The organism is Brevibacterium aurantiacum (assembly GCF_003932995.1).
Classification (GTDB): Bacteria; Actinomycetota; Actinomycetes; order Actinomycetales; family Brevibacteriaceae; genus Brevibacterium; species Brevibacterium aurantiacum.
Window position 1 is genome coordinate 3,892,470 of sequence record NZ_CP025333.1, and the last position, 17,659, is coordinate 3,910,128.

At 62.8% G+C, this 17,659-nt stretch carries 16 protein-coding genes; 9 read left to right on the forward strand and 7 right to left on the reverse strand.

The features are described from left to right. Positions 1 to 35 precede the first annotated feature (35 nt). Positions 36 to 2,720: a helix-turn-helix transcriptional regulator gene (locus tag CXR25_RS17930; RefSeq protein ID WP_125240838.1), complete on the forward strand. Its 2,685-nt coding sequence runs from the start codon at positions 36 to 38 to the stop codon at positions 2,718 to 2,720. On the opposite strand, the gene CXR25_RS17935 is transcribed toward CXR25_RS17930, so the two are convergent. Genes CXR25_RS17935 through CXR25_RS17945 form a run of 3 tightly spaced genes read right to left on the reverse strand, consistent with a single transcriptional unit; the run spans position 2,692 to position 6,993 of the window. Beyond that, positions 2,692 to 3,624: a class C sortase gene (locus CXR25_RS17935; protein ID WP_125240839.1), complete on the reverse strand. Its 933-nt coding sequence runs from the start codon at positions 3,622 to 3,624 to the stop codon at positions 2,692 to 2,694. The genes CXR25_RS17930 and CXR25_RS17935 overlap by 29 nt on opposite strands. Then, positions 3,621 to 5,003 carry a SpaH/EbpB family LPXTG-anchored major pilin gene (locus CXR25_RS17940; protein ID WP_125240933.1) on the reverse strand — a complete coding sequence of 461 codons (1,383 nt, stop codon included), beginning with the start codon at positions 5,001 to 5,003 and terminating at the stop codon, positions 3,621 to 3,623. Before CXR25_RS17940 ends, CXR25_RS17935 begins: the two co-directional genes overlap by 4 nt. A 10-nt stretch (positions 5,004 to 5,013) precedes the next feature. Continuing rightward, the gene (locus tag CXR25_RS17945) at positions 5,014 to 6,993 is read right to left on the reverse strand and encodes a SpaA isopeptide-forming pilin-related protein (protein ID WP_164513998.1); all 1,980 of its coding nucleotides are present in this window, start codon (positions 6,991 to 6,993) and stop codon (positions 5,014 to 5,016) included. A gap of 145 nt (positions 6,994 to 7,138) precedes the next feature. Between CXR25_RS17945 and CXR25_RS18730 the strand changes: the two genes are divergently transcribed. From CXR25_RS18730 to CXR25_RS17955, 3 genes are all read left to right on the forward strand, one after another. Further along, positions 7,139 to 7,546, forward strand: coding sequence for a hypothetical protein (locus CXR25_RS18730; RefSeq protein ID WP_164513999.1), 408 nt, complete (start codon positions 7,139 to 7,141; stop codon positions 7,544 to 7,546). A gap of 253 nt (positions 7,547 to 7,799) precedes the next feature. After that, complete coding sequence (locus tag CXR25_RS17950) at positions 7,800 to 8,687, forward strand: ABC transporter ATP-binding protein (protein WP_125240841.1); 888 nt, start codon at positions 7,800 to 7,802, stop codon at positions 8,685 to 8,687. Continuing rightward, a complete protein-coding gene (locus CXR25_RS17955; RefSeq protein ID WP_096157782.1) occupies positions 8,684 to 9,853 on the forward strand; it encodes an ABC transporter permease in 1,170 nt (389 codons plus the stop codon). The genes CXR25_RS17950 and CXR25_RS17955 overlap by 4 nt, the downstream gene beginning before the upstream one ends. 4 nt (positions 9,854 to 9,857) lie before the next feature. On the opposite strand, the gene CXR25_RS17960 is transcribed toward CXR25_RS17955, so the two are convergent. The 4 genes from CXR25_RS17960 to CXR25_RS17975 are packed head-to-tail and all read right to left on the reverse strand — an operon-like array spanning position 9,858 to position 13,476. After that, positions 9,858 to 10,463 carry a response regulator transcription factor gene (locus CXR25_RS17960; protein WP_096178244.1) on the reverse strand — a complete coding sequence of 202 codons (606 nt, stop codon included), beginning with the start codon at positions 10,461 to 10,463 and terminating at the stop codon, positions 9,858 to 9,860. Continuing rightward, complete coding sequence (locus tag CXR25_RS17965) at positions 10,460 to 11,632, reverse strand: sensor histidine kinase (RefSeq protein WP_096178241.1); 1,173 nt, start codon at positions 11,630 to 11,632, stop codon at positions 10,460 to 10,462. The genes CXR25_RS17960 and CXR25_RS17965 overlap by 4 nt, the downstream gene beginning before the upstream one ends. A gap of 31 nt (positions 11,633 to 11,663) precedes the next feature. Continuing rightward, on the reverse strand, positions 11,664 to 12,548 hold the full coding sequence (locus CXR25_RS17970) for an ABC transporter permease (protein WP_096178238.1): 885 nt from the start codon (positions 12,546 to 12,548) through the stop codon (positions 11,664 to 11,666). 1 nt (position 12,549) lies between these two features. Further along, complete coding sequence (locus CXR25_RS17975) at positions 12,550 to 13,476, reverse strand: ABC transporter ATP-binding protein (RefSeq protein WP_338027621.1); 927 nt, start codon at positions 13,474 to 13,476, stop codon at positions 12,550 to 12,552. 207 nt (positions 13,477 to 13,683) lie between these two features. Here CXR25_RS17975 and CXR25_RS17980 point away from each other — a divergent pair, with 207 nt between their 5' ends. From CXR25_RS17980 to CXR25_RS18000, 5 genes are all read left to right on the forward strand, one after another. Beyond that, positions 13,684 to 14,328 (forward strand): signal peptidase I, encoded by a 645-nt coding sequence (locus tag CXR25_RS17980; RefSeq protein WP_164513860.1) that lies wholly within the window; start codon positions 13,684 to 13,686, stop codon positions 14,326 to 14,328. Positions 14,329 to 14,475: 147 nt separating this feature from the next. Continuing rightward, positions 14,476 to 15,066 carry an alternate-type signal peptide domain-containing protein gene (locus CXR25_RS17985; RefSeq protein WP_164513861.1) on the forward strand — a complete coding sequence of 197 codons (591 nt, stop codon included), beginning with the start codon at positions 14,476 to 14,478 and terminating at the stop codon, positions 15,064 to 15,066. A gap of 95 nt (positions 15,067 to 15,161) precedes the next feature. After that, entirely contained in the window at positions 15,162 to 15,806 is a 645-nt protein-coding gene (locus CXR25_RS17990; protein ID WP_096178227.1) for a SipW-dependent-type signal peptide-containing protein, read from the forward strand. Next, a complete protein-coding gene (locus CXR25_RS17995) occupies positions 15,803 to 16,753 on the forward strand; it encodes a hypothetical protein (protein WP_125240844.1) in 951 nt (316 codons plus the stop codon). The genes CXR25_RS17990 and CXR25_RS17995 overlap by 4 nt, the downstream gene beginning before the upstream one ends. Positions 16,754 to 16,902: 149 nt before the next feature. After that, positions 16,903 to 17,646, forward strand: a complete 744-nt coding sequence (locus CXR25_RS18000) for a hypothetical protein (RefSeq protein WP_096178221.1) — start codon at positions 16,903 to 16,905, stop codon at positions 17,644 to 17,646. Positions 17,647 to 17,659: the final 13 nt, after the last annotated feature.

Here is a 17,659-nt window from a genome sequence, read left to right on the forward strand (position 1 = left end):
ACCAGTTCCCCGCTGGAAGGAAAGGACGCACCTGCATGCGCGGCACGGACACCAGCACGCCGTTCGACCCCGTCCACGACCGACTTGTGCACAAAGCGCCGACCCGCAGTCGAAAATCGGCACAGATCCTCGACTTTCTCCGTACCGGTCGCTCCGTCGTCGTAGTCTGTCTCACCGGCGACAGCGCCCTCGACTTCGCTCGGTCTTTGGCGGCCTCACTCGGACAGCCTCAGCTCTCCATGCTGCGAGTGACCACCCACACGAGTGCTGCTGAGGTCGAGGAATTCGTCGATCCGGCACGGCTGGACGGCGGTGCCCGCATCGTCTGCGGCGCTCACCTGCTTCCACCCGAGGTCGAATCGATCATCGACCATGCCCTTCACGTCTCTCGAGTGCCCATCGCCTACCTCGTCGACGGCGATCGACTGCGCACTGTTCACCGAGGCGGCAACGGCAGCGGACCGCTCAGTCAGATCGCGACCGGCTGGAGCAACGGCGAACTCGAGCGAATCGACCTGGCGCGACTGACCGGCAGCGAAGCGCTTGCACTGGTGACCGGACTGGCGGGCACCCTGCCGTTGGATGACCTGCAGCTGCGAACCCTGGCAGCACTGTCCGCAGGGCGCCCACTGGTTGCGGCCGATCTCGTTGCGTGGGCCGAGGACTCGCCGCACAGAGCCCCCCAGCGTTATCCCCACGCCAGCGTCGACTTCCCCACCTTCGGTCTCCGCTCGCTGTCGCGACTGTCGCCCCAGTATCCGCACCTGCAGACGGAAACTCTCGTCGCCGCGCGCCGACTCGGTTCGATCAGCCCCCTGCCCCTGAGTACCGCCAAACAGCTCTTCGGCAACACGGTCATCGCTCGCCTCATCGATCTGAGGCTGGCGCGAGAGTTCGAGGTCACCGGCCAGCACTCGGTCGCGGTCTCGCCGCTGCACGTTGCGGCGATCGACAACGCGCAAGTCGGCGAAGCCAGCGAAGAGGAGGACAAGAGGTTCCGCAGCAGACTGGAGACGATGTGGCGGGCGGGCTATCCCGTCGGTGAGGTCGCCTCAATCAGCCTGGCCCGCGAACTCATCAACGACGGTCGTGAGCTCAACCCGTCTCGAGTGCGCCTGCTGCTCGCAGCGGCCCGATCGCTCAACCGCCTCGGCGACCCGATGGAAGCCACGGTGATGCTCCTGACCGTCGAGGACGAGGTCAAGGACGATCCCAAACTGTTCCTCGAATGGGAACTGCAGTCGATCACCGCGCGGCTGGTCAACGGCGACCGCGAGGGCGCAGTGGAACTCATCCAGACTGGAATCGACCACGGACCCATGGGACGTGAACGCGACCCGGTCTGCGTCGAGCTGCTCTTCGTCGCAAGCGCAGCACTGGCTTCGAACAATGAACTCCCGCAGTGGTGGACGGATTTCCTCCGGGACGTAATTGACCCGCTGGTGCCTGGAGCCGCGAACCTCGTCTCGTCTTTCACCGGCAGTGTGATGACCGACGTCGACGAGGTCCGAGCGGTCCTCGATTCTCCGCAGGCATCACCGGCGCTCCGGCTGGCTGCTATGGCGGCCGTGTGCCAGCATCACCTCAAGAATGACGACGCTGATGGCCTCGCCTCCGCCGCGGTGGAGGGATTCGAATACATCACCGAACTCGTCACCGTCCAGTCGCGGATCCTTGACGACTTCACCCACACGATGGCCTGGTACTTCGCCATCGGAGTCACCGCCAACTGTCTCCTCGCCGGTATCGAGCCCGAGCGTTCCGAGCTCGCCGTGCGGCAGCTGCTCGAAACTGCGTGCGGGGCATCGGCGCACAGCGGATGGCAGCTGACGGCCACGGCCGCGTGGTGCACCGGGATTCTGCGCCTGCTCGAAGGCGAAGTCGACACCGCAGCACGCGATTACGAGGCATGTGCAGCATCGATCAACCCTGCGCTGCTGGCCGTCGGCTGGGGCCTGCGCGACACCGTCGACCGCTGGCAGCGCAGCAACGCTCCCTATTACCGTCTGTCCATTTCGGGCGAGGAGACAGCAGCACAGGGATACCGACTCCATGACGGCCTGACAGCCCTGCTCTTCGGTCCCGGAGCCACGACTCCGGCGGAGATGCCCACATGGATGCGGACCGTCTTCACCCACGCACGCTTCCTCGACGGCACCATCACCGCCGCGGAGGCGAGCGCGTCCCTGAGCGGAGACCCCGACATCAATCTGCCGGGACCTCGCGCAGCTCGCAGACATATTGATGCGGTCGCCGGTGACGATGCCGAGGCGGTCCTTGCGGCCGGTCATGAACTGCAGCAGGTCGGGTACCGGGGAGCAGCTCGTCACGCCTTCGGGCAGGCTCGCGCTATGTTCCTTGGTGAGCGGATGAGTGCCCGTGCCCGAGTCGCCGGTGAAGCGCTGGACGCGCTGCGCATCAGAGCTTCGACAGCACCCGAGGACCCCCGCCCCACGAGCGATGCATCGGTGATGTCGACCGATTCCTCACCCGCCGTGACACTGACGGAACGCGAGCTCGAGGTCTGCCGCCTGGTGGCCGAGGGGCTGACCAATGTGCAGATCAGCCAGCGGCTCGTGCTGTCGGTGCGAACGGTCGAATCGCACGTGCTGCAGGCGCGAGCGAAATTAGGTGCCGATCGCCGCCGTGACATCCCCATGGAGATGCTCAAGCTTCGCGATGCCGGACGGATCAATGCCGTGGACCGCTCGCCGAGGTGACTTTCACGGGTCTGACTTTCACCGGTCGCCCCGACCACCGCACATAGATACTCGCAACGACTAGCCCGGCCCCCATGATGACGATCCACCACGGAAAGCCCGGAAGGTCGGGTTCGGCGGTGCCTGCTTCGCGGTCGGCGGCCGGAGTCGGGAGCACGCGTTCGGCGGTGATGAGGATGCGCTGTGAGTTGATCCCCAGAGGGGTGCAGGTGACCAGAGTGACGAGGTCCTTCCCGATGACCGGCTGCAGTGATTCGGTCTCATCGGGTTCGACGACCTGAGTGCGCACCACCTGGTAGGCGAGGACCTCCCCGAACGTGGTCAGAGTGAACATGTCGCCCTTGGTCACCTTGTCGAGGTGGGTGAACATGGTTGCGTCGGCCAGCCCGCGGTGGCCGGTGATCACGGAGTGGGTGTCATCTCCGCCGACGGGCAGGCTCGTGCCTTCGAGGTGCCCCAACCCCTTGAGCAGGGTCTCATCGCTCGTGCCGTGGTACGTGGGCAGATCCAGCTTGATCGAGGGGATCCGCAGCCGGGTCATCACTTCGGTGCTGCCGTCGTTAAGGACCTCGTCGTAGACGGGAGCACCGTTGGACGAGGTGCCGCTGCCTGAGGGCAGGCGGTGGTTCGACTCGAGCAGGGCACCGGACTGCAGGGCGTCGTTGTACAGGTGTGCGTCTTTCAGCTGCCGGGCGTCTTCGACACGGTCGGATTCGGTGGTCTTCGCTGAGTCGCCGAGGATCTTCGACTGATCCAGCTGCGAGAACCAGGCTGCGGCGCTCGGGTACGTCCAGATGCCCAGGCCGGTGAACGCAATGAGGGCGATGACCAGGGCGAATGCGGGGACGCGCCAGCGGCGCCCGTCGGTTGACGGGCGCCGCGTGCGTTCAGGTGAGAGTGTCACACCTGGTTCTTGCGACGGTTGGCCACGACGATGGCTGCACCACCGGCGATGAGCATCAGGCCAATGCCGGCGATCATCGCGAGCATCTTGCCATCGGCACCGGTCAGCGGCAGGTTCGGGTGACCCTGCTGGGTGTTCGCGAAGTCGAACCCGACGGCTGCGGATGTCTCTCCGGCCTTCACTGTGACCTCGTTGACGGTGTCGTCGAGGACGTAGCCGGCAGGTGCCTTGGTCTCCTTGATCCAGTATTTCTGGGTGGTGTCGTCATTGTTGCCGACCCACAGGGTGATCGAGGCGGTGCCATCGGCCTTCGTGGTCAGTTTGCCGACGGACTTGGTGGCCGCGGCGTCTGAGTAGATCGCGAATTCGGCACCGGCGAGGGTGTTCGTCTTGTCGCCCTTGGCGAATTTGTGGATCGTCAGTGATCCCCAGTTCGAGCTGACAGCGGGGGTCTCGACGCCGGAGTCGTTGACGTTGACGAGTGCGGTGTTCTCGATGGTGCCGTCACCCTGGCTGGTCACCTTCGTGGTGATCGTGGCGACGACATCATTGCCGGCCTTGAGCTTCTGCAGTCCGGCGGCGGTGAAGCTGATCTTCACGGTGCCGTCCGAGTTGCTGACGGTGTAGTCGGTGCCGGAGGTGAATCCGGCCAGCGACGCGGACTGGAACTCCAGTCGTTTGTCCAGCTTGTCGGAGATGACGAAAGAGTTGTAGCCGTGGTTTGCGCGTGGGACCGGAGCGGTGATCGTCCAGTCGACGGTCGAACCGAGTACTGGTGCGGCCGGGTTCGCCACCGTCTTGGTGGGCGTCGTGTCGTTGACCGAGTTCTTCGGGTAGACGTTGACGTCGTAGAGCCACTTGCCGTTGTTCTGTGACAGCGGCAGGGTGACGAGGAAGGGTGCCGTCGTCGAGGTGGCATTGGCCGGAGCGCTCGACTCCGTGACGAGGTAGAGACCCAGCGGCAGTCCACCGAAGGTCGCGAGCCCGTTGGCGTCGGTGGTCTTGGTTCCCTTGTCGACGAGCGTGTAGCCGCTTTCGGTGACCGCCGAGGCCTGCAGACCGGAGATCGCATCCCAGCTATCGGGCGTGGTCAGGTCGATGGCCTGACCACCCTTGGCAGTGACCTGCTTGACGGTGAATCCGGCGCCGGCCAGCGGCTTGCCCATTCCCGAGGTGTCTGCGAGGACGGAGCCATTGCCGCCGTCGCCTCCCTCGTTGCCGTCGAATTTGTGGATGACGATCGACCCGGACTTGCTCGAATCGATATTGCCCACATGGTCAGTGGCCTGCGCCGTGCCAGCCATCCCAAGGACGCTCAGCGCCGATACTGCTGCCACAGCGGTCAGACGCCGCCACAGACCCAGTTTCCTGCTTTTCATGTTTTCCCTTTCAGTGCTTCCGGTTCCTGCGGCGCAGGCCCTTGAGAAGTGCTCCCACACCACCGGCTGCGCACAGTGCGACTCCGGCGATGATGAAAATCTGGCTTCCTGTTCCACCCGTGAGCGGCAGCGCGACCTGCGGCTTCTGCTTGTTGGTGAACGATCCGATCGACTGCTTGAGCGTCGATCCGGAGACCGTGAAGGTGTGTTTGGTGTCGTCGAGGACGTATCCCGCCGGGGCGGACTTCTCGACGAGTGTGTGCTCGCCCCACTTGAGGCTGCTGAGCGCGAACTTGCCCGCGGCTGGGTCCTTGTCAGGACCGGTGCATCCGTCCGCCGAGGTGGCCGTACAGTCCTCGACCTCGACCGCGGTTCCGTCGGGGCCGGTCATCGTCCACACGGATCCCTTGAGTGCGTTGCCGCCCTCGTCGGTCTTATTCCAGGTCACGGTTCCGGTCTTCGCGGTGTTCGTGATCGTGCACGTCACCGTCTCGCCGGCCTTGATGGTGACCTTGTCCGCCGTGACCGTGTTCTTCGGTCCGCAGTCCCAGGCAGAAGCCTCGTAACCCTCGGGTCCGTCGAGTTCGGAGAGTGCGTATTCGCCGGCCTTGACCTTGACGTCGGTGATGTCGTTCGTGCCGGTCTTGCCGGAGATGGTCTTGTCGCCTGTGGCTTTGTCACCGATGGCCTTGAGCGTCCAGTCGGTGGCCTTGGCCGTACCGGCTGCGTCCTTGTTGTCGACCTTCTTCACGAGGGTGAGCGAGGTGTCGCTGACCTTGTTGAGGTAGCCGCACTTCACATCGTCACCGGGCTTGATGCCCGTGAGGTTGGTGCTCTTCTCGTTGTCGAGCTTCTTCGTGCCCTTAGTTCCGTCGAGATGCGTGATCTCGCAGGAGCCGGAGGAGAATTCGAAGCCGTCCTGCTGAGTCTCGGAGATTGCCAGGGTGGCTCGGCCCGTCGTCTTGTTGAACTTCAGTGCCCATTTGGCGTCGCCGTTGGCGTTGGTCTTCTGCGTGGCTGCAGTGGGTGTCGAAGTGACGGTGTCGGTTGTGGCAGTCGTCTTCGCTCCGACGGTCCAGTCCTTGCCCGGCTTGACGTTCTTGCCGTCTTCATCGGCGACATCTTTGTGGATCGACACGTTGGCAGTCAGCGGCGAGTTCGTGATCGTGCAGACGACCGCTTTGCCGGTGTTGGGGATGGTCACAGTGCCCGAGGTGCCGGTTCCGGAGGCGCCGCTGATCGGCTTTTCATCTACTGTGCACGAATATGCGCTGGCGTAGTCATCGAGGTCAGCTCCGTTGGCTCCGGTTTCGGAGAACTTGATCGTCGCTCCACGCTTGACAGGCTGAGGCCCGACGATCTCCTCCTGCAGGCCAGTGGAGCTGCCGGTGGTGGTGGCCGTTCCAAGATCAGTGCTGCCCTGCTTGAGCGACAACCCGAACTGGTCATCCGCTTTTGCACGTCCACCTACGACATCCTTCTGCAGGGTGAGGGTCGCTGGCGAGGAGCACGAGGCAAGGTCTGTGCTGCCCCAGTTGTTATTGCTGGCGAACGAGGACTTGTTCGACCAGTCCGGCATGTCATAGTTCGTGACTGCTGTACCTGTGCCGAGATACGCCTTGCCCGCCGAATCGAATGCCACACCATTGACGTTCGAGTTGGTAGTGAACCCCGAGGACTTTGCAGCGGCAATTTTTCCTCCGCTGCCCGCTGCCAAATTCTCTGCCGTCACAGAGAACACGGTCGTGGTGGTGTCCGACCCACGAATCACGAACAGATTGCCGTTGGAATCGAAGGCGATGTCACCGTTGGCTGCGCTTCCGGCGCCTGCGCTGGTGTCGATCCATCCCTTGATCGAGATGCTGCTCGATGACGAATCATAGCGATAAAGGGTGAATCGTGTGCCGCTGCTGCTGTATCCACCGAAATAGTACGAACCTGCAGCCAGATCCACGGCACCACCGACAAATCCGATGCCGCTGGTATTCACCGTTCTTCCGGTCGACGACCAGTTCCCGGTGGAGGGTGAGAATTCGTAGACGGTAACGCCAGTTTCTGCGCCGGTCCACCAGCTGAAATTGCGCTCGTATGCGAAGGCTGTCGAGCCGTTCTTACCGATGCCTAAACCGTTGAAATTGCTGACATTGCTAGCTGGCGAGCCTGCTTCGACACCGCTCGTTCCTTGGGTGATTCTGCGCATCTGCCCCGAACTCGACACCGAGTACACATTCCCCGGTTCGCAGGTCAGCGAGACAGGACTCGCGGCTGCACGTGCTGCTGCGGGGGCCTTCGTTTCCGGAGCGTCCGTCGCAGGGGCCTTCGTTGCGGGTGCCGACGTAGCGGGAGCCGACATGCCAGCGTGCGCGGGCACAGCCGGCATCAGCACGATGCCCATACCGGAAAGAACCATGACCAATGCGGTCAACGCAGCCCATACAGAACGCACACGCAAACGTGTCAGCGGCATACTTTCCTCATTCCGGTACCAAACGATCTCGCCCGTGGCACCTCACGATCCCGTCCGCGCACACGACAGCGTGTGAGCTGCGGACAGGCAGGGAAACAGAGGGGCAGAGCTTGACGAACTTCTTCAGATTAGGAAGTTGAATGCGCAAAGACATTGCTGGGAGCGGCCACTTCAGCAATAGATCAGTAGTTGCTGTGTGACATCACGCCCGCAGCAGGAACTACTCAGTAGTTCCCAATTCAACTACCACCGGCCTCCCCCGTACCGGTGAGGCCGAAATAGCCCGAACGACGGATTCGCATCGCCGAGGCACCGCATAGGTTTGAGTCATGATCACCTTGGACTCAATTTCTCGCAGCTTCGGCGACAAACAGGTTCTTCACGACCTGTCCTTCTCCATCGGCTCGGGGCGGATGACCGGGTTCGTCGGTTCCAACGGCTCCGGCAAGACGACGACCATGCGCATCATCCTCGGCGTGCTCGCCGCGGACTCCGGGAGCATCACCGTCGACGGCGAGACCATCACTCCCGCGCACCGCAGCGCGATAGGCTACATGCCCGAGGAGCGCGGCCTCTACCCGAAGATGCCGATCATCGATCAGCTCATCTACCTCGCCCGCTTCCACGGCCTCAGCCGCCATTCCGCCCGTCGACGTGGCCTCGAACTCCTCGAGCAGCTCGACCTCAACGGCAAACCCAGCGACAACCTCGAGGCCGTGAGCCTCGGCAACCAGCAGAAGGTGCAGATCGCTGCCGCGCTCATCCACCGCCCCCGTGCCCTGGTCCTCGACGAGCCCTTCTCCGGACTCGATCCCGTCGCCGTCGAACGCACCCTCGAGGTGCTCAAGGACTTCGCCGACACCGGTGCACCCGTCCTCTTCTCCAGTCACCAGCTCGACCTGGTCGAGCGTCTCGTCGACGACCTCGTCATCATCGACGGCGGCCGGCTTGTTGCGGGCGGCACCGCCGATGAGCTGCGCAGTCAGCGCAGCACCCCTGAGTGGATACTGCAGACCGATACGGACATGGGCTGGGTGCGCGAGATCCCCGACATCACCGTCGTCGAGTTCGACGGCAACTGGGTGCGCTTCGCCGCACCGAATCCGGACATCGCCGAGGCGGTCCTGCACCAGGCCATCACCGTGTCCTCCGTGAAGTCCTTCGCCCCGCACACCGTCGCCCTCAACCGTCTCTTCCAGGAGGTCACGCAGGCATGAGCATCCAACAGGATTCGAACTCGCTCGACACCAACGTCCCCAAGAAGTCCGGGCTGGCGACGACAGCGCAGACACCGCGCGCCAGCTTCACCACCGCCATCGGCCTCGTCATCGAACGCGAGATCATGGTCCGCATCAAGTCGAAGGCGTTCATGGTCTCGACCTTGCTGAGCATCGTCCTCTTCGGTGCACTCGTCGCGGTGTCAGGGTCGCTGCCCTCACTGTTCTCCTCCACGGACAAAGTGGCGGTCACCTCGGCGGGGGCACAGGCTGTCGAAGGAATCGACGGGATCGAACTCGTCTCCGTGGACAGCGTCGATGAGGCGAAGGAACTTGTGAAGTCGGAAGACGTCACGGCTGCTGTCGTCGATGACCCGGCGTCCCCGGTCGGTGTCACCGTCATCGCCGAACGCTCCGCACCCGAGTCGCTGACCGGCGAGCTCAGCCAGGTCCCGACTGTCGAACTCCTCGACCCCGACGCCCCGGATCCGGGCCTGACCTACATGATCGGACTGGGCCTCGGCCTTGTGTTCTTCATGTCGGCGGTGACCTTCGGAACGACCATCGCCTCCTCTGTGGTGGAGGAGAAGCAGTCCCGGATCGTCGAGATCCTGCTGGCCTCCACCTCGGCGAAGGTGCTGATGTTCGGCAAGGTTCTTGCGTGTTCCCTCCTCGCCTTCGCACAGATCGGACTGACCGCGCTCTCCGTCCTCATCGGCGCCGCCATCAGCGGAAACGATCTGGTCCTCGGCAAGGTCACGGAGCCGATCGCCTGGTTCATTCCACTCTTCATCGTCGGCTTCGTCATGATTGCTTCCCTCTATGCAGCGGCCGCATCGATGGTCTCTCGGACGGAAGATCTGGGCTCGACGTCCAGCCCGATCATGATGCTCATCTTCCTGCCCTATATGGCGGTCATCCTCTTCTCGTCCAACGAGGCCGTGATGGCTGTGATGTCCTACATACCGTTCTCCGCAGCGGTCGCGGTCCCGATGCGCGTCTTCCTCGGCACGATCGAATGGTGGGAGCCGTTGGTATCGCTGCTCATCCTGGCAGTCACCACGATTCTGGCTCTGCTGCTGGCGACCCGGATCTTCGAACGCTCCATCCTGCAGTCGGGTCCGAAGGTGTCGTGGAAGCAGGCGCTGAGCAGGTCGAAGGGGTGAGTTTCTACAGCCAGCCGTTGTCGCGAGCGATGCGCACGGCGTCGGCGCGGTTGCGGGCGGCGGTCTTGCCGATGCCTGCCGACAGTCGATTGCGCACGGTGCCGGAGGAGATGAACAGCGCCGAGGCGATCTCGCCGACGCTGCCACCGTCTGCAGCGGCCCGCAGGACCTCGGTCTCCCGTTCGGTCAGCGGCGAGCGCCCGTGAACGGTGGATTCGACGACGAGTTCGGGGTCGATGACCTGAAGGCCTGCCATGACACGGCGGATCCCCTCGGCGAGGCGGTCGACCGGTGCGTCCTTGACCATGAACCCGCTCACGCCGGCGTCGAGGGCTCGCTTCACCCACCCCGGACGCCCGTAGGTCGTGACGATGACAACTCTGACCTGCGGAAACTCTTCGGCCAGTAAGGCCGCAACCTCGAGACCGTCTAGGCCGGGCATATCGACGTCGAGCAGCGCCACCTCAGGAGACCGGTGACGAACTGCTGGCAGCACCTCATCACCGCGCGCGCATTGGGCGATGACCTCGAAGTCTGGTTCCATTCCGAGCAGTGCGGCGAGCGCTTCTCGGACCATGGTCTGGTCATCGGCGATAAGCAATGTAGTCATGCGGATGCCTCCTGGCGTTCGACGCTCAGGACGAATCCCTCGTCGGTGTTCTCAGTCGTGACAACGGCGCCCACCGCCTTCGCCCGCTCGCTCAGGCCACGCAGACCGGAACCGGCACCCACCTCGGCGAGGTCGGAGCGTTCACCTGAGGAATCGTTTCGGATCGTCAGCCGATCGGGTTCGAGGGTGATCGCGCAGCGTCTGGCCTGGGCATGGCGGAGGACATTGGTGCTGCCCTCGCGCACGCTCCAGGCGAAGAGTTCACGCAGCTGCGCATCGACACTGTCCACCGACGTGGGCGCCTCGACCTCGATGCCAGCGGCGCGCAGCGCTCGGGTGGCCGCAACGAGTTCTTCTGCCAAGGAGATCGATCGTGTTCCCTGCACCGTGGTGCGCACATCGGCCAGGGCACCCCGCGCCAACTGTTCGATCTCGCCGATGTGCTTCGCAGCCTCCGGCGCACCAGCAGCTTGAAGCTTCGCGGCCAACTGGGCTTTGAGTGCGATGACGGTCAAGGAGTGGCCGAGGACGTCGTGGACGTCCCGGGATACCCGCAGCCGTTCAGCCTCGTGTTCGAGTCGGCGGTTCTCCTCCTCGGCCGCACGCGCTGCACGGGCTCGATCGCCGGCCATGATGGCCATGACCATGGCGAAGCTCGAGATGGAGATGCCGAAGGTGGTGGCGTAGTCGTGGGTCCAGCCGGGCACGAGACGTTGGGTCACCTCGGCGGCGATGAGCGTCAGACCGGCCACGATCAGTCCAGGCACCAACCGCCGGACCACGATGACGAGGATGACGGAGACGTAGGCGAGGAACGACAGTCCCTCCTCACCGATGAGATCGGTGACGATGAGGCCGATGACGATCATCGCAACGAGGCAGATGATGACTGGGAGTCGCCGGGAACCAACCTCACCCCGTGGCCCCCTCTGTCCTACACCCACAGGGTCGGAACCTGTGCTTCGAGACAAGGTGCCGAGGTTGAGCCCGCTGACCCACATAGCCAGGTAGAACACCGCTGCGAAGAGGACAGTCAGTCCCACACCCCAGTACCGGACGGCACCGGTCTGGTCCCATGCCCCGGTCACTGGGTAGACGAGGAAGACCATCCAGATGGCGGGGAAGAACCACCTGATGAAGGGAAGTCGCACTGGTGATTCTGAGGTCACTGCGACTTCCCTCCTTCGCTGCTGGTATCGCTCACACCCTGGTGGTGTCTTTGCGCAGAGCCCAGGCCGAACCGGCGATGAAGACAGCCAACCAGACGAGGATATTGACCACTGCCCACTGATCGTAACCCCCGCCGAGTGGCGCGCGGGCGATTTCCCCCGCCCCGTATGCCGGAGTGAAGCGGGCGATCGTCTGCAGAGTTTCGGGCCACACGGCGAGGGGAACGAAGAGTCCGCCGATGAGGGAGAAAATGCCGAGGACCATGCTGGAGATCTGAATGGCGTTTTCGGCAGGAAGCAGATAGCCGAGCATGACGCCGAAGGCCGCAAACACTGAGGACGTGAGAACGACGAGGAGACCGCAGACGACCATGGTGCCCAGTGGTGCATGAACTCCGGTGACCGCGGTGAGCCCGAAGACGACGATGACGGACATCGCACCCAGGACCATCGAGACGAGCACCTTGGTGATGATGTAGGCCGCCGGATGCAACGGGGTCAGTGCCAGCTGTCGGCTCCAGCCCAGTGCCCGCTCGACGGCTACCTGGGCACCGCCGGTGGTCGTCGCCACCATCGCCCCGTAGGTCGCCAGGGACACAGAGATGTAGAGTGCCGCGTCTGTGTTGCCCAGCATCTGACCGCGGTTGGTCAGTCCGAAGATGAGGTAGAAGACCGCAGGCATGACCATGGTGAAGATGAGGGTGCGTCGATTGCGCAGCTTGCGCAGCAACTCGAGTCGCACCAGTGTCGAAGAGAATCCGCCCAGTCGCGGTGGTCTGCGTGCGTCAAGAGATTCGAGGAAGGCCGTCGCCGAGGCGGTCGCTGGGTTGGCTGTCGCAGGGTTGGCGGTCTCGGTGGCTGCGGTCGCTGAGCTTGCGGTCTCGGTGGCTGTCGGGTGAGGTATCGGGGTGGACATGTCATGCCCCTTTCGAGGTCAGAGTGCTGTTCGAGGTGGGGCTGGGACTATTGCTTGAGGCGGGACTGCTGCTTGAGGTGAGGCTGATGAAGGCGTCTTCGAGCGAGTGGGAGGTGATCTCCAGGGCGGTGCAGGCATGGTCGAACATTGTGCGTGCGACCGAATCCGAGTCCGTGGTCCGCATCTTCAGACGCCGTCCCTGCCTATCGACGGATTCGACTCCGGCCAAGCCGCGAAGCAGCGTGATGAGGTCATCGGCACCTGAATTGGGAAGGGTGGCGCTGACGGTCTTTGCCGAGGCCATGGCCCGGATCTCATGAGCGGGACCGTCGGCGACGATGCGACCGCCTGACACGAGGATGACTCTGTCGGCGAATTCGTCGGCCTCTTCGAGGTAGTGGGTGGCGAAGAGGATCGTCTTCCCGTGCAGTGCGTCGGCGCGCATCTCATGCCAGAAATCCCGGCGCCCGGTGACATCCATGCCTGTGGTCGGTTCGTCGAGGACGATGAGCGCAGGGTCCGGCAGCAGTGCCATGGCGAATCTCAGCCTCTGCTTCTGTCCGCCCGAGCACTTCTTGACCACCGAGTGGGCGATGTCGGCAATGCCGGCCCGTTCGAGGACGACATCGACGTCTAGTGAGGAAGCGAAGATCGCCGAGGTGTATTCGACCGTTTCGCGCACCGTGAGGTCATCGAGGAGCCCCCCGGTCTGCATCACCGAGCTGACCAGTCCACGACTGACTGCTCGCCGAGGCGGCATACCGAAGATCTCGACCGATCCCTCATCGGGTCGGGAGAGCCCGAGGAGCATATCGATGGTCGTAGTCTTGCCTGCACCGTTGGGGCCGAGGAAGGCCACCACCTCACCGGGCCGGATGCTCAGGTCGATGTCGTCGACGGCTGTGAGACTGCCGAAGCTTTTCGTCAAGTGGTCAAGGGTCACGGCTGGAGGCATGGCTGCCTGCTCAGATCGTTTAAGTGGATTATTCGTCTGTGTGCTCATGACTTCAGATTAGGAAGATACAGGCGCACCTGATGATGCCATTTGTCACTACGTTCGCGAACGATTCTCTTCGTCTCCTGGCACACTGGACGTTAAGAACCGTGAATCATTTCTCAAAAGGGGTCCGCAGCAGTGGCGAAAGAGCAATCTGAGCTGAGTCGCAAGGAGCGCTCGCGTGCGGAGACGAAGGTATCGCAGCCAGCGTGGCGGCGAGTACTGAGCATCGGGCTGCAGACCATCGCCTGGTTCATCGCAGGCGTCTTCGCTCTCATCATCGTGGTCACGGTGCTCGTCCCCCGCATCATCGGAGCCGAGCCTTTCACTGTCGTCTCCGGTTCGATGGAGCCGACCATTCCGACCGGCTCGGTCGTCGTCTCCAAACATGTCAGTCCCGACACGGTGGCATTTCGCGATGTGGTCACGTATCAGTTGAATTCAGGTGAGCCGCTGACGGTCACTCACCGCGTCATCGGGGTCGACAACATTGACGGAGAGACTCGGTTCAAAACACAAGGGGACGCGAACACCTCTCCCGATCCTGAGCCGGTACGGCCCGAGCAGATCCGTGGAGTTGTCAGCTATCACGTGCCCTTCGTCGGCTACCTGGGTCAGCTCGTTCCGATGGGGGCGAGGGAGGGGCTTGCCACCGGCCTGGGCATCGCGCTCATCGCCTATGCAGTGATTGTTCTGATCAGAAGCGCTTTAGGTCATAGAAATAATTCTGAGGATACAAGGAATTCTGGCGAAACGGTTCAATCGAAGCGCGCCAGACATTAAAAAGCATGTGCGCAAAACTACATTGCTGGTCCGCCTGATATTGGCTACCATCTAAGTAGTAGCTGTAGACAACGCCTGCCATAGTAGGAGCGGGTGGCTCGCGGCGACTTTCATTCCTTTTTCATCCACTCACCCTCAGGACTGACCTTGAAGAAATCCACGAAAGCACTCATCGCAGGCGGCATCGGCGTCGCTCTCCTCGTCGGCGGTGCAAGCACCGTCGCATTCTGGACCGACGAAGAGTCAGGAGGTGACGGAGTGATCACTGCCGGCACTCTCGAGCTCGGCACTCCGGCCGGCGGCGGTTGGGAGATCAGCCACGCCGGCGACGGCTCAGGCGCTGCTACCGACCCCGTCGCATTCACCCCCGCGTCCGATCAGATCGTCCCGGGCGACATCCTCACCTACACCCAGGACATCCCTGTCACCCTTGAGGGTGAGAACATCGCGGCACAGTTCGACGGCGCCATCGATGTCACCGCAGCCGGCGGCGAAGCAAACGACGCGGCTCTGGCAGAAGCGCTTGAGACAGAAGATCTCGCCGCTACCGGAATCACTGGAGCGACGGGCGACCTCTCATTCGACAATGGCAAGCTGACGGGCGAAGGCACCGGGAATGTCGAAGTCACCACAACGGTCAATTTCCCATGGGGTGCCGAAGGCGATTACAACCCGGCGAAGCTCGGATCACTGAACTTCGCTGTCGACTACACACTCACCCAGGTTCCAGGCAACTGAATCTGACGCAGCCGAGGTTGGGGTCGGCATCGGCCGTGCCCCAACCTCGGTGATCGTTTCACCTTCCATCGCTTCAAAGTCCGAGGAGTCTGCGCATGCCCGTACGCCGCGCCATACTCGTCGCCGTCGCTGCTGCGGCCGCGGGTGCTCTCCTCCTCGGCGGCAATGCCACCTACGCGGCGTGGTCGGATTCCGACAGTTCCGAACGCACGACGATCACCGCCGGCGATCTCCGAGCCGAAATCGCGCAGACCGGTCCGAGCGCTGTCAAGACCGGAACCAGCCCAGGCATCTATCCGACAAATGGCAGCCGCGGAATCATCCCGGGAATCCAAGCGCAGCGCTGGACCTACACCGTGACAAATTCCTCAGACTCTGACGTCGCCGCCGGCGGAACACTCGAAATCAAGGGATCGATCTCGAGTGCGGCTGACTACGCAGCGATCCTTCCCTATCTTCGCGCCTCGGCCACTGTCGCAGGAAACGCGCGCACGATTCCGAACTCCGCGTTCACTTCTACAGGCTTCTCTCACACGATCGCACTCGGTGAGCCGCTCAAACCCGGTAAAACGGTGAACGTCGAACTCACCATCTCAATGCCTGCCACGATTACGAATTCGCAGGGCAAAACAGTCGATGTCGCCGTTGAACTGCTCAAATACCGCAGCGCGAACACTTCTACCCATCAAGTCTTCACAATGAAGAACTCCGCGAAGTTGAAGCAAGCCGGCCGTTCATGAGAAATCCAAGCTCGAACGGGCATGCGCGGCAAGTCTGGACCATTGCGGCCGTGTTCGCCGCGCTCATCCTCGTCCTCCCCATCGGGTTCACCACGGCTTACCTCACCGACACAAAGACCGCAGCCGACACGTCCGGAGGTACAGGCCGGTGGTGCTCGGTGCCGACCCCGGAGAAGCAACCGAATGTCTACCGGCTCAAAGATTTCCCAACTCACCAATGGAGCGGATCCGGCACTTCATCCATGATCATCGTCCCCGTCGTCCGCAACGGAGAGTTCGGGCCAGGCGGGGGTGATGGTCGTCTTGGTGTGCGCGCTTGGGCTTGCCAAAGCAGCTCGCTCACCACCAGTTCATCGATCAAGATCACCTCCTGGAGGAATGCCTCGAGCAATCAAGGCACCATGAACTGGCTCAATCGAGTGGGAGGCGATGGATTCGCCTCGCACCGTCTCAGCCTCACCAGCGATTTCGGCGCCCAACTGGCAAAGCTCCATCGAGAAGGTTCGACCAACCTCCTGGGCGCAGGGCTCATTCTCAATGATCGACAGCGCTATACATGGCTGATGTCGTCAGGCCGGGACAGATCGTCCACCTCCGCGTCGCCCACGTGCCTCACTATCCTGTGCACACTGAACATCGACCCCTACCCCACTTTCTCCGCTGGCTTCCAAGCCGACACGGCAGGCACACGGGAGGCGAAGAACAGTGTTGAGTACCTCGCCTCGTCGTACTGGAAAAATGCTGGGACCTGGACGGGGGGAGTTGTTACCAGACCGACAGAACAGCCCGTGAATCTCACCGCCTATTCCGGTTCGCCCAAACCGCCCTTCGCAAACGGCACAGGCCCGGCAAGCACAGACGGACGCCAGGTGGAATGGGTCGTCATGGAATGGTGGGGATCAACTGCCCCGACCGATGACATGGTCCTCGAGGTTTTCGTCCGATGAGACTCAGCACTCCTCGAGCGGCTCTTACGAAGGCTGTTGCAATAGCCTCAGCTGTTTTCCTTGTCTTAACGGCGACTCCCCCGTCCCCCGCCAACGCCCAAGGACAGCTCGCTGTCACCCTCCCGGATGGCAGCACGCCTAAGGAACTGTTGACAGATACGACCCTCGTCCCTGGCAGCACTACCGAAGAGACGCTCATCGTCTCCCAGAACACCGACGAATCTGTGAAGACAGGCGTCCGATTCGAATCACAGTCGCCACATGGACCGCTGCACGACGACGCTGACCTCACAATCGATGGGCTCGGAAGCTCGACAACGGTCCCCTTGGGCGAGGGACTCGATGCCGAATCCCCCTTCTGGCTCGGGAGCTTGTCGCCTGACGACGAGGCCACCATTACGATCCGCGTTCACCTTCCAGAGTCTTCGGGAAACGACACACAGCGAGAACAGGCACGGTTCCGCATCATCGTGACCGCTCAAGGTGAAGGCGGCACCGCTCCGACCCCTACTTCGTCACCGACGCCCACAGACTCACCGACTGACCCCAGCGATGCGTCCAGCGACGAGGATTCCACTGCCGATGGCTCTTCTGATGCAGGGAGCTCCGCAGATGCCGACGACTCGTCTGCTGGTTCATCTGCCAGCTCCGCTGATACTTCGACCGATTCCAGAGGATCCGCAGAAACAAGCACTTCTGCCGAGGCAAGCGTGTCCGCTGATTCGACGTCGTCTGCCGATGCCGACGGATCATCCGATCCAGGTGGGGATCTGCCTCGCACCGGTGCAAATGTCTTCGCTGCGCTCCTCTTAGCGGCAGGACTCCTGGCTGCAGGCACCTTCGCCGTCCGCACAGCCCGGAAACGCAGCAGCTCAAGCAGCCGGGACAGCTGACTCCAACCCCTTG